Source organism: Sphingobium scionense (genome assembly GCF_014197035.1).
GTDB classification, from domain to species: domain Bacteria; phylum Pseudomonadota; class Alphaproteobacteria; order Sphingomonadales; family Sphingomonadaceae; genus Sphingobium; species Sphingobium scionense.
Window position 1 is genome coordinate 91137 of the sequence record NZ_JACIEU010000003.1, and the last position, 12558, is coordinate 103694.

Here is a 12558-nt window from a genome sequence, read left to right on the forward strand (position 1 = left end):
GCCCCGCATATTTTCATATGCAGGGTGGTATTTTGGATTTTTATCTTGTTCAGTTCGTGGCGTTGCCAGCCGTGACGGGGTGGACGAAGATATAGCCTTCGTTGCGCACGGTGCGGATCGTTTGCCCCATCAGGCCGCCGGCCGACAATTTGCGGCGCAGGCGGCACAACTGGACATCGATGGCGCGGTCATAATGATCGCTGGATGCGCCATAGACCTGGTCGAGCAGCTGGTTGCGGTTCAAAACCTGGCGCGCATTGGCCACGAAGACGCGCAGCAACTGATATTCGCCCTCGGACAGCGAGATGGTGCCGCCGCTCGGATCGAACAACTGGCGGGTGGTGAGGTCGAAGCGCCAGCCCTGGAAGGCGACCCAGCTATTGTCGCGCGGGGCCGTAGCCAGGGTGCCGGCATCGGCCTGGCGGCGACGGGCGCGCAGCGCCGCATTGGCGCGGGCGAGCAGTTCGCGGGCGTTGCAGGGCTTGATCAGATAATCTTCCGCGCCCATTTCCAGGCCCAGGATGCGATCGATGTCGCTGCTGGCGCGGCTGTGGATGATGACCGGGATGCGCCGTTCAAACGCGAATTCGCGCAACAGACCGGCGGTATACTGGCCCGGCATCATCGGTTCGGCGATCAACAGGTCATAATGACCTTCTTCCGAAAGGCGGCGCATGTCGGCGAGATTGGCGGCGGTGTCGACCTCGAAGCCATAGCGGCCGAAATAGTCCGACAGCGACGTCAGCAGCGCTGCGTCATCGTCGGCGAGGAGAATGTGGCTGTTCTGCATGATCGAGCATAGGACGGCGCCGTTGCGGCCATTCCGTCGCGTGATTTTGTATCGCGGCATGCCTGTTGTTCCAGTCGGTCGGCAATGGCCGCCTCGCCATGCCGATAATAGTCGTTGAAATGGGCGATCGCGCCCTCGTCCAAAATGTCGCGCATGCGCAGCGGGCGGCCGAAGCGGCCCGCACCATTGGCGCGGCGGAGCAGCTTGCGGCTGAGACCGTACCAACCGGGCAGATGGAGCAGGCAGTCCTTGTCCGCGACGGCGCGCCGGGTGAACAGATTGGCGGCGCGAAAGGCCCAGAGCAGAAGCCGGCCGGGGGAGGGGTTGCGTGTGCCCCAATCCAGCCGGTCGAGCGCGACGTCCAGCCCGAAACGGGCGGCATAGGCGGCGGCAAAGCCGCGCGGATCGGCGCGAAAGTCCTCATAGCGGAAGACATGGACATTATCCGCGCCGAACAGCCGGTCATAATGAGCGATCAGCCGCGCATAGTCGAAATGTTCGCGGCGAAAGCCCGGTGTCTCGTCCCGTTCGGGCGCCACCGGGCCGAGCCGGTCGCGGCCGAACAGATAGCGGTGGATGCCGAAGGTGCCGCCGCCCTTCACATATTGGAGATAGGCGGACGCGATGGCGGAGCAGGGATCACGCACGAAGATGACGATCTGCGCGCCGGGCAGCGTGTCGCGGATACGGCCGGCGACATCCTTGGAAAGATTGCCGGCCAGCCCGCCATTGTGCAGCCCACCGCTCAGATTTTCCTCACACAGGATGATGTCGTTCCGGTCGTGGCCCAGTGTGTGGCGGGCCTGGTCCGGCTCGAAATGGAGCGCACCGGCTTCCAGGAAGGCGGCCCGCGCGACCGCGCGGGGCAGGTAGCGACGATTGCGGACGGTGGGATAGAAAATATCCTGGAACCAGGTGGTTCCGGTCTTGTGATAGCCGATATGGACGATGGGGCCGCTGGCGATGTGCATCCTATCCTCCTTCGGTCAGTGCGGGTGCGCTGCGAGACGGGGCAGGGCGGCGGGTCGGCAGTTCGTGCAGGGCGAGGCGGCAATGCCGTTCCCACGACAGGTTGTTCGCGGCCCAGATCCGCGCCTGATCGCCCAGCCGGCGGCAGAGCGCGGGATCGCGCGCCAGCAACGCGAGCGCCGCGCGCAGTGCGCCGGGCGAATTGCCGTCGACGATCAGGCCGGTGACGCCGTCGCGGACCAGTTCGGCCGGGCCGCCATCCGTGCCGACGATGCAGGCCAGCCCCTGTGCCATGGCATCGGCGACGCTGAGGCCGAACCCTTCCACCTCTGCGCCATCCTCCAGCGCGATCTGGGGGTGGAGGAAGATGTCGGCATCGCGATATTGCTCGGCCAGTTCGACGTCGGAGACATAGCCGGCCAGCCGGACATGATCCTCCAGCTGGTGGCGGCGCACGGTCTGCTGGATACGGATGCCGTCCACGCCACGGCCGACGATGGTGTAGTGGAGTGAAGCCTCCTCGCGCAGGCAGGCGGCGGCGGCATCGATGGCGGCCGGGATATTCTTGCGCGCGACCAGGCGGCAGACGGTCAGTATCTGGGCCGGCGCGTCGCCATTATGGAAGGCGGTGGCGGGGCGGTCGGCCGGCATGCGCACGCCATTCCAGGCGACGATGCTGCGCGCGGCGAGATCGGGCAGGCGCTGCACCAGCAGGTCGCGGGTGACGGCGCTGACCGCGACGATGCGCCGGGCGCGGCGCAGCACCAGCCGCAGCAGGGCGAAGGCGCCGCCGGCCGGGCGACCCACTTCCCGACCATGGATCGTCACGATGAGGGGGCGGGGAAAGGCGAGGGCGGGCAGGGCTGCGCGCCAGGTGCAGGCATGGATTGCCTGTGGGCGCTCGCCGCGCAGCCAGGCGCCGGCCATGGCGCGGAACAGCCGGCCATAGACCCGCAGGCGCGAGGTCGGGCCGACATCGATCAGTTCGACGCCGTCGCTGCTGACCCGGCGCGGGCCGGCCGAGGATTTGGCGAACAGGGTGACGCGCCAGCCCAGCGTGGCATAGGCGCGGGCGGTTTCGGCCACATAGGTCTGGACCCCGCCTTCATCGGGGGCATGGACGCGGGCGACGAGCCAGAGGCGGCGATCGGCATCAGCCATGGCGCAGCGCCTCCCGCAGTTTATAGGGCGTTGGAACGGGCCTCGCTGCTGGCGCGCCACGCGTCAGATAATCCGCGACCGCCCTGGCCCCGCGCGCCGAGGCAGGCGCGCCACCGCTGGTGAAGGTATCGGACAGGCCGCGCCGCTGGGCGGCGTCATACATGCCATGGGCGGCCATGGCGGCGGCGACCTTGTCCGGGATGCGATCGGCGCATTCATGGACCGGGCCATAATGCCAATGGGCATAGTTGGGATCGTCGCGCCATTGCGCGCCATGGCCGTTGAGGAACAGGCAGGGGCGCGGCGTGGCGATGAATTCGTAGATCTGGCTCGATACGTCGCCGATATAGGCGGCGGCAAGCTGGACATAGCTCATGTCGATGCTGGCCCGGCTGCCCAGGTCGACATGGATATGCGGCAGGCCGGCAAATTCGGCCAGCATGCGCTCGGCCGCGGCGCGCTTGCGGCGATTGTCGAACAGCCGGACATGGGGCGCGACGATCAGGTTGAACCGGTCATCGGCCGCGAACTGGCGCAGCACGTCCATGCCCATCGCCTGCCAGGAGGAGAGGCGCGGCGAGAAATGCGGGTTGTACAGGATGATCGGGCGATTGTCGGTGAAGGGGCTGGCCGGGCGCTGGCCCCGGGTCAGGTCGAACTTGCCATAGCCGGCAATGGCATAATGATCCTCGCGGATAAGGCCCTGTGCCAGCATCCGGCGGCGCTGCTTCTCGCCCGCCAGCAGGACGAAATCGAACAGGGCGATGCGTGGATCATAGCCGACCGCCCGGTCGCCCGCGCCATGACAGGTGTGGATGAAACGGCTGTCCGCCAGCCCCAGCCGGCGCAGCAGCAGCGAGGTGCGTTCGGGCACGACGATCGCGTCATAGCGCGCGAGGCGGCGGCGCGCGGCGAGCAGGGTGGCGAGCTTGGGCGGGCTGGCATGGCCCGACAGATGGGACAGGGTGCGCAGCCAGATATTGTCGAGATGGATGAAGTTCAGCCGGCCGCCGCCATGACGGGCGGCCAGATCGCGGGCCAGGGCAACATGGTCGGCCCCGGCCGCGATGATGTCGATGCGAAAGCGCGGATCATGCGACAATTCCAGTGCCAGCGGCATGGCGTGCGGAAGATGATGGATCTGCGCGTTGAAAAAGAAGCAGATCGACTGGGTCGGCCTGCTTGTCTGGTCGGTCCGGGCCGGGAAATTGATCGGCTGTTGTATCACGCTGCACTCCGGGTCTGACGCTGGTCAGGCGGAGTGTCTGCGGCGGGTTTTGCCCGGCGATTTCAGATTGCGGCGACGTCTGTAACATTGTGCGCCGGGATCGGCATTTCGATGTCAGCCTTGCCGGGCGATGAACTTCCCTATTTCCGGACGACGGCGGCGTTGAGGAACGGATCATTGCCGATGAACATCGGCGTGCTGTCGAACAGCGAGATGCGCCATTCGCCGTCCGCGTCCCGGCGAAATTCCATGCGGCAATCGGCGACGATGGTCGGCCCGACCAGATTCAGGATCGGCGCCTTGCCCTCACCCGAATAATTGACCAGCATGAACTGCGCGCTGCCATGGTCGGCGGCCGGGAATTGTATGCGCATATTGGTGATGGTATGCCGCTGGGTGCGGACGCCGTCCTTCTGCTGGGTGGCGACCCGCTCGTTGCGGGCGGTGTAGAAGGCGGTGATCGGGCCATGGCCCTGATGCAGGGTGCCGCCGACCAGATAATGGCAGTCGTCCGTGCAGAGCGGCGCGACGTTCATGCCGCCGTTGAGGTCGAGATCATAGCCCCATTCGATCACCAGTTGCTCGATTTCCAGCGCGGCAATGGCGGTTTCGGCGGTGAAGCGGGGCATTATCCTCATCCTTTCCTATGGCATACGGCTCTTTCCGACAGCTTGTGCGCATGGGGATGGGCGCCCGCAAGCGCAGAGGGCTCCGCCGTGGCGATGCTTGGCGATCGACCGGTCAGGGCGTAGGGGCGACCGCGTCCATGATGGTGAGCTTCTCGCCGGTGGAGGCGCCGACGCTGGAGTCCGTCACCAGGATCGTCGTTCCTGGCTTCAACTGGCTGCGGATCTTGTTGTAGAAGCCGCGCGGCAGGCGCACCCGGTTCAGCACCGCTTCGTCCACGACATTTTCGACATCATTTTCATGGCCGGGCAGGCCGACATAGAGCCAGTGGGGCTTGCCGTCCTTGCCGGTGGACAGGGTGATGACATGGGAGCCGGGGTCGCCATCCTTGATCTCTGCGACGCTGCGGCCGATTTCGGTGCCGTTGCGCAGCACGACGATCCGCTGTTCCTTCTTCGACACGATGATGGTCAGCGGGCCGCTGGTCGCCAGTTCGGGCTGCCAGCGATATTCTTCGCCGTTGAGCGGGCGATATTCGACCTGCTCGCCCTTGTCGTTGATCGGCGACAGTAAGTTGGCCTGGCTGGTGCGCATATGGGTGGCGGCATTGCCCTGGACCACGACGGTCGCGCCCAGGCTGGTGATGGCGAACAGTTCCTGCGAGAATTTATAGGGCAGGTGGATGCAGCCATGGCTTTCGGGATAGCCCGGCAGGCCGCCGGCATGGAGCGCCACGCCGTCCCAGGTCAGGCGCTGCTGATAGGGCATGGGTGCGTTATTATAGGTGCTGGACCGATGGTCCTTGTCCTTCTGCAATATCGTGAAGACGCCGGTCGGCGTTTCATGCCCTTCCTTGCCCGAGGAGATGGTGGCGACGGCGATGCGCACGCCGTTGCGATAGACGGTCGCGATCTGGCGCGAGAGATCGACATAGACGAGCAGAGGCCCGGTCGGCGACACCTGCGGCGCCCAGACCCATTGGCCCGGCTTCAGATTGTCGGCGCGGCGAGCAAATTCGGGTGGTGATGTGGCGCGATCGCCTTGCGCCAGGGCGACATCCGCACAGAATATGGCGAGGGAGGAAAGCGTTGCGCAGCGGATGAGATTGCGGCTGATGATACGCATATTCGGCCCCCATGCTCCTTGTCGGGCAAGGCTTATCGGTGTTTCCACAAGAGCGCTATCGGGGAATGGCCCTATGAGGCTCCGAAATAGTGGGGGGATTGCTATCGCCGTGTGATGCCGGCGCCGCCGTCCACCGGGAATACGCCACCGGTGATCCAGGCCGCTTCGTCCGACGCCAGGAACAGCACCAGGTTAGCGACATCCTCGACCGTGCCGAGCCGGCCGAGCGGATGGCGCAGGATATTGGCCGCGAGTGCCGCCGCCGGATCGGGTTGCTGGTCGAAGGAGGCGCGCAACATCGCCGTGTCGATCGAGGCCGGGGCGACGCAATTGGCGCGGAGACCGTCGGTCGCGACTTCCAGCGCAAAGCCCTTCATGAAGGTTTCGAGGCCACCCTTCGATGCGGCATAGGCGGCCAGGCTGGGCGCGCCCATGCGGGCATTGATCGAGGAAATGAAGACGAAATTGCCCCGGCCTGCGCGCTGCATGGCGGGGGCGAAGGCCTGGACCAGTCGGACCGCGCCGCCGACATTGACATCATAGACCGCATTGAATGCCTGGGGCGAGGAGGCGAAGATGTCGGCCTGTTCGGTCGCGGCGCCGGCATGGACAATGATATCCGGCGCGCCAAGCCGCGCCAGCAGGTCCGCCGCGCCCTGCGCAATGCCCTCATCGTCGGTGAGATTGCAGATCCATGCTGCGTTCCCTGCATCGGGAGCTATCCGGTCCATCGCGACGACATGGGCACCCTCTGCCCGGAAACGGGTGCAAATGGCTGCACCGATGCCCCCGGCGGCGCCGGTGACGAGGGCGATCTTGCCGGATAGGCGGGGCATATCTTCTCCATTCGTATTTATAAAAGCAACATATCATGTCGTTTAACTCTAGCAATGACATAATTCTGGCGATGTTAGATTGACGTGTTGCTAAATGAGCGATAATTGAGATGGAAACAGGAGAGGAAGGGGTTCCATGAAGGTCAGTGGCGTATATCCGGTTCTGCCCACGCCGTTCGATGCGTCGGGTGCGATCGACGATAGCGGCATGGATGCGATTGTCGATTTCGTCGTCGATTGCGGCGTCGACGGGGCGGTCTTTCCGGGCCTCGCCAGCGAATATGACATGCTCTCGCTCGACGAGCGGATCGGCCTTATCGGCCGCATCGCCACGCGCATCGATGGCCGCATCGGCTTCATCATCGGCGCGTCCAGCGCCGACATCGAGGAAAGCCTGGCGCTGATCCGTGCGGGCAAGGCGGTAGGGGCCGCCGGCGCGATGGTGATGACGCCGGGCGCGCTGGCCGGCGACAATGAGGCGCTGGCCGCCCATTATCGCGCGCTCGGCGAAGCCGGCCTGCCGCTGATGCTGCAAAATGCGCCCCGGCCGATGGGCGCGGGCCTCAGCGCCGAGGATGTCATCGCCGTGGTCGGCGCGGTCCCCGCCATCCACTGGGTCAAGGAAGAGAATATGCCGTGCGGCCAGCGGATCAGCGCGATCCGTGCCGCCGCGCCCGATCATCTGCTGGGCATTTTCGGCGGGGCGGGTGGCCGCTACATCACCGACGAACTGGCGCGCGGCGCGATCGGCACCATGCCGGCGGCCGAACTGCCCGAGGCGCATGTCGCGCTGATGGCCGCCCATCTGGCCGGCGACGGCGATGCGGTGCGCACCCATTATGAACGGATGCTGCCGCTGCTGATGATGCAGGCGGTGTTCCGCTGGCGCCTGACCAAGGGCGTGTTGCGCCGGCGCGGCCTGATCGCCGACGCCTTCACCCGCGCGCCCGGCTCGGACCTGGACGAGGGTGACCAGCGCGAGCTTGACCGCATCCTCGCGCGGATCGACGATTGGACCGGAATCGGCGTGGTGCAGGGCTGAAGGATATGGGCGCGATGGACGATGTGATCGAGCGGCTGGATGTCTTCACCGTCACCATACCCCGCGATGTGCCCTATCTGGGCGCATTGGGGCCGGGCGAGGAAGTCAACGCGGCCGGCTATATCGTCCGGCGCCGCAACGGCACCATCTATCCGACGGTCGACCGATCGGTGGTGGTGCGCGCCACCAGCCGGTCGGGACTGGTCGGCTGGGGCGAAACCTATGGCCTGGTCGCGCCGGGGGCGATCCATGAACTGGTCGATGATGTCATCGCGCCGATCCTGGTCGGCCGATCGGCCCATGATGTCGAGGTGATCTGGGAAGATCTTTACGACCTGATGCGAGTGCGCGGCTATCAGGGCGGTTTCTGGCTGGACGCGATGGCGGCGGTCGACATCGCGCTGTGGGACATTCATGCCCGCGCCGTCGGCCTGCCGCTTTGCCGCGTCCTGGGCGGCCAGCGGCGCGAGACTATTCCGGCCTATGTCTCCGGCCTGCCGGAACCGACGTTGGAGGCGCGCTGCGCGCTGGCGAAGCGCTTCGTCGACCAGGGATTCGATGCGATCAAATTCGCCGGTGTCGTCAGTTTCGACGGTATCGAGGCGGAGGCGCGGGCCTTGCGGGCCGCGATCGGCCCGGACGTCAAGCTGATGGTCGACCTGCACTGGATGTATTCGGCGGCCGAGGCGGTGGCACTGATCCGCCGGCTGGAGCCGCATGACCTCTATTTCGCCGAGGCACCGGTCAAGCCCGAGGATGTGGCGGGGCTGGCCGATGTCGCTGCCCGCGTCGCGACGCCGATCGCGGCGGGCGAGGAATGGCGCAGCGTGTTCGACGCCCGGCCGCGACTGGAAGCGCGGGCAGTATCGATCGTGCAGCCTGAGATGGGCCATACCGGTATTACCCAGTTCATGCGCATTGCCAGGCTGGCGGAGGCACATCATGTCCGGGTGATGCCGCATGCGACCATCGGCGTCGGCATCTTCGCGGCGGCCAGCCTGCATGCCGCTGCGGCGGTGCGCGATCTGCCCTATCATGAATATCAGCATTCGATCCTGCCGCGTTCGGCGCTGCTGCTCGACGGGCGCCTGTCCTGCACGGCCGGCGCTTTTGCCCTGCCCGAAGGGCCGGGATTGGGGGTGGCGCCGAACGCGGCCTTCTGGAACCATGTAACGCGGGGACGGCAATGAAAGATCTGGGCTGGCTAAACGCCATGGTCGGACGCTAGAAACGGCCATGCGCACGAAAATCAACGCCCAGCCCAACCAGAGCCTGATCGACGGGATCACCACGCTTCAGGCGCTCGCTTCCTCGCCCGAGCCGATCGGCTGCCGCGAACTGGCGCGACAGCTGGATTCCGATCCGACCAAGATCAATCGGCTGCTCAAGACGCTGGCCTATCTGGGCATAGCCCGCCAGACCGCGAACCGCAAATATACCGCCGGGCCGGGCATGCATGTGCTGGCGGCGCAGAGCCTGTTCGCGTCCGGCCTGATCCGCCGCGCCCTGCCGGAGCTGGAGCAGCTGCGCCGCTATGGCCATACGGTGGCGATGGGCGTATTGTGGAACGACAGCGTCTCCTATCTCTTTCACGCCCCGCCGGGGATCGAGGCGTCGCGCGGCCTGGGCCGTATCGGCCTGTTGCCGGCAACCACCAGCGGCATCGGCATCGCGCTGCTGGCCGAACTGGAGGACGCGGATGTGCGCGAGCTTTATGAAGGGCGCGACATTCCCATGTTCCCCGACGGCATCGACAGCCTGCTCGCCAAGCTGAGCGAGGTCCGTGCGCTGGGCTATGCGCGCGTCCATGTCGCCGACGAGCGCGACCATCATATCGTGTCGGTGTCGATGGGCGATCCGGTTCATGCCGGCATCGCCATGTCCGGCTGGATTCCCGAGGGGGCGACGGCGCCGCTGGTCGAGGCTCTGCGCGAGGCGGCGCAGCACATCGGGGAATGAATGTTGCTTCATATGATACAAATATAGGGGTGCATCGATTTTCTCCAGTAAAAATGGCCAATTAAATCGATATAAAAGCAACAAATTTCAGATTTCGGGATTGACACGTCGCTAATTGTGCAACAATTTCCTTCTCAGAAGCACAATGCTCGCACAGGAGGGGATGAAGATGCGCAAGGTAGCAAAATGCGCGAGCCTGTTGGTACTGGCCACCACGGTCGCGTTTCCGACGATCGCAACCGCCCAGGAAACAGCGGAGCCGCAGCCCGCCCAGGCGGCCGATGGCGCGGTCGCCGATATCGTCGTCACCGGCATTCGCCAGAGCCTGAGCAAGGGCATCGAGACCAAGCGCCAGGCTGTCACCTTCGTTGACTCGATCGTGGCCGAGGATGTCGGCAAGCTGCCCGACCAGAATATCGCGGAATCGCTCCAGCGCGTGTCGGGCGTGCAGATCCGCCGCTCGCTCGGCGACGGCACCAGCGTCTCGATCCGCGGCCTGCGCCAGAACCGGACTGAGGTGAATGGCCGGTCGCTGGTCAGCCCCTTCGGTCGTGGCCCTGGCGTGCCGGCCGACGCCGATTTCAATCCGCTGTCGCTCTATCCCGCCGAGCTGATCAGTCGGCTGGAGGTGACCAAGCTGCTGTCCGCCGACCAGATTGACGGGTCACTGGGCGGCACGGTCAACATCATCACCCGCAAGCCGCTCGACGCCCCCAACACCATGATCGCCGGCCGGATCGAGGGCAGCTATGCCGACATGCTCGACCGCAAGGGTGTCAGCGGTTCGCTGCTTTATTCGCGCAATTTCGATGATCGGTTCGGCGTGCTGGTCAATGTGACCGCATCGGACCGGCCGATCCAGGAAGACAGCTTCAACAGCTTCGCCGGATTCCTGCCGCTGACCGGCGCGTTCGACGCCAATGGCGATGGCGTGGCCGACAATGATCCCAATGGCGACGGACTGGCCGGCACCTATATCGCCGACCTGCGCTATCAGCGGCTGCGCGAGCGGCGCAAGCGGCTGGGCGCCAATGTCGTGCTGCAATGGCGGCCGACCGACGAGCTGGAGCTGTCGCTGGACACCGTCTATGCCGCCGGCAAGGCCAAGCGCCGGCGCAACTGGTTCGCCGTGGCGCTGACCAGCAATGGCGCGGACTATGTCGATTATAGCTTCTCGCCCAATGAGGTGCTGGTCGCGGGCACGGTCCGCCGGCCGTTGCAGGGTAATGACGAGCGGCTGACGATCAGGGATGACTCGCTCTCCAGCGCGCTCAACCTGCGTTATGAGAAGGGGCCGTGGACGATCAAGGCGGAGGGTAGCTATTCGGACGCCCAGCTCAATTACAACCAGACCTATGTCCGTACCCAGACGCGGGCATCCTATCTGACATCGTTCGATTTCACCGGCGGCGGCGTGCCGCAACTGACGCTGCCTTCGGGCGTCGACCTGCTCGATCCGTCGCTCTACAACTATTCCAACTTCTTCGATAACCGCTTTGAATCCAATGCGAAGGAATATGCCGGCCGGATCGACCTGCGCTATGCGATCGAAAGCGGCGTGCTGGACTCCTTCGAGGTCGGCGGCCGTATCGCCAAGCTCAAGACCGCGCGCAATTCGCTGCTCTCGCAGCTTACGTCCTCGGTCCGCCTGACCGATCGGGATGCGGCGCTCTATGAGGTCGGCAGCTTCTCCGATCTGCTGGGTGGCAAGGCGCTCTTCGCCCAATCCTATCTGGTCGGCAATCCGTTCGGCACTGGCGCGGACTTCGCCTGCGAGGCGATATTGGGCAGCTGCACGCCGCGCGTGCTGGACCCTACCGCCTCCTACAAGCTCGATGAGAGCACCAAGGCCGGCTATGTGAAGCTCAATCTGAAGGGCGATCTGGGCAGCATTCCCTTCTCCGGCAATATCGGCCTGCGCTACACCAGCACCGATCGCGATGCGGTGTCCGCGCTGCGCCGCGTCGATGGGACATTCCAGCCGGTCACCGCATCGCCATCTTATGAGGACTGGTTGCCGAGCGCGGTGCTGAAGTTCGACCTGACCGATCAACTGGTGGCCCGTGTCGGCGCGGCCAAGGTCGTCGGCCTGCCGGACTCGCAGGATCTGAGCCCCGGCCTGCTGCTCAACCGCATCGTCTATACCGGGACCGGCGGCAATCCAAACCTCAAGCCCTTCCGCGCGGACCAGTATGACGTGTCGCTGGAATGGTATTTCCGCCAGGGTTCGGCGCTGACCGTCGGCCTTTTCTACAAGGATATCGGTTCCTTCCTGACCACCCGCTCGACCTTCGAGGATGTGCCGGGCGAGACCCAGCAATTCCTGGTCACCCGCAAGGTCAATGGCGAGGGCGGCAAGCTCAAGGGCGCGGAAGTGATGCTGCAGTTGCCCTTCAACTTCCTCGACGGCTTTGCCAGTGGCTTCGGCATCCTGGCCAACTACAGCTATATCGACAGCAGCACGCCGTTCGTGAATGCCCGCACCGGCGCCACCCTGCCGCTGGAAGGGCTGTCCAAGCATAATGCCAATCTGGTCGGCTATTATGAGAAGGACGGGTTCGGCTTGCGTGTCGCCTATAATTACCGCTCGGGCTATCTCGACAGCGTGACGGCGGGTGGCGAAGGCTCCTTCTTCAAGCCCTATGAAACGATCGACGCATCGCTCCGCTATGATTTCGGCGCCTTCGGTATCTATGCCGAGGCTGGCAACCTGACCAACGAGAAGCAGATCCGCTATACCGGAGCGCCCGAAGCGATCGCCCTCTATGCCGAGCAGGGCCGCCGCTTCGCCATCGGCGCCAATTTCAAGTTCTGAGGACGG

11 protein-coding genes are annotated in these 12558 nt (G+C 65.0%); 4 read left to right on the forward strand and 7 right to left on the reverse strand.

Annotated elements, in window-relative coordinates; translation table 11 throughout:
• Positions 1–49 precede the first annotated feature (49 nt).
• The 7 genes from GGQ90_RS04075 to GGQ90_RS04105 all read right to left on the reverse strand — a co-directional run bounded on the left by GGQ90_RS04075 (position 50) and on the right by GGQ90_RS04105 (position 6736).
• On the reverse strand, positions 50–790 hold the full coding sequence (locus tag GGQ90_RS04075; protein WP_188080956.1) for a winged helix-turn-helix domain-containing protein: 741 nt from the start codon (positions 788–790) through the stop codon (positions 50–52).
• A complete protein-coding gene (locus GGQ90_RS04080; protein WP_188080957.1) occupies positions 742–1761 on the reverse strand; it encodes a sulfotransferase in 1020 nt (339 codons plus the stop codon). The genes GGQ90_RS04075 and GGQ90_RS04080 overlap by 49 nt, the downstream gene beginning before the upstream one ends.
• A gap of 1 nt (position 1762) precedes the next feature.
• Complete coding sequence (locus tag GGQ90_RS04085; protein ID WP_188080958.1) at positions 1763–2920, reverse strand: glycosyltransferase family 4 protein; 1158 nt, start codon at positions 2918–2920, stop codon at positions 1763–1765.
• Positions 2913–4148 carry a glycosyl transferase gene (locus tag GGQ90_RS04090; RefSeq protein WP_188080959.1) on the reverse strand — a complete coding sequence of 412 codons (1236 nt, stop codon included), beginning with the start codon at positions 4146–4148 and terminating at the stop codon, positions 2913–2915. Before GGQ90_RS04090 ends, GGQ90_RS04085 begins: the two co-directional genes overlap by 8 nt.
• 140 nt (positions 4149–4288) lie before the next feature.
• Positions 4289–4777: a nuclear transport factor 2 family protein gene (locus GGQ90_RS04095; RefSeq protein WP_188080960.1), complete on the reverse strand. Its 489-nt coding sequence runs from the start codon at positions 4775–4777 to the stop codon at positions 4289–4291.
• A 112-nt stretch (positions 4778–4889) separates the two neighbouring features.
• Entirely contained in the window at positions 4890–5900 is a 1011-nt protein-coding gene (locus tag GGQ90_RS04100) for a L,D-transpeptidase (RefSeq protein ID WP_188080961.1), read from the reverse strand.
• A 101-nt stretch (positions 5901–6001) separates the two neighbouring features.
• Complete coding sequence (locus GGQ90_RS04105) at positions 6002–6736, reverse strand: SDR family NAD(P)-dependent oxidoreductase (protein WP_188080962.1); 735 nt, start codon at positions 6734–6736, stop codon at positions 6002–6004.
• A gap of 136 nt (positions 6737–6872) precedes the next feature.
• On the opposite strand from GGQ90_RS04105, the gene GGQ90_RS04110 reads away from it, so the two are divergent.
• The 4 genes from GGQ90_RS04110 (at position 6873) to GGQ90_RS04125 (ending at position 12552) form a co-directional block, all read left to right on the forward strand.
• Entirely contained in the window at positions 6873–7778 is a 906-nt protein-coding gene (locus tag GGQ90_RS04110) for a dihydrodipicolinate synthase family protein (RefSeq protein ID WP_188080963.1), read from the forward strand.
• Positions 7779–7792: 14 nt separating this feature from the next.
• Complete coding sequence (locus tag GGQ90_RS04115) at positions 7793–8968, forward strand: mandelate racemase/muconate lactonizing enzyme family protein (RefSeq protein ID WP_188080964.1); 1176 nt, start codon at positions 7793–7795, stop codon at positions 8966–8968.
• A 46-nt stretch (positions 8969–9014) separates the two neighbouring features.
• Positions 9015–9737 (forward strand): IclR family transcriptional regulator, encoded by a 723-nt coding sequence (locus GGQ90_RS04120; RefSeq protein WP_048937100.1) that lies wholly within the window; start codon positions 9015–9017, stop codon positions 9735–9737.
• A gap of 169 nt (positions 9738–9906) precedes the next feature.
• Complete coding sequence (locus GGQ90_RS04125; RefSeq protein ID WP_246428115.1) at positions 9907–12552, forward strand: TonB-dependent receptor; 2646 nt, start codon at positions 9907–9909, stop codon at positions 12550–12552.
• The last annotated feature ends 6 nt before the right edge of the window (positions 12553–12558 follow it).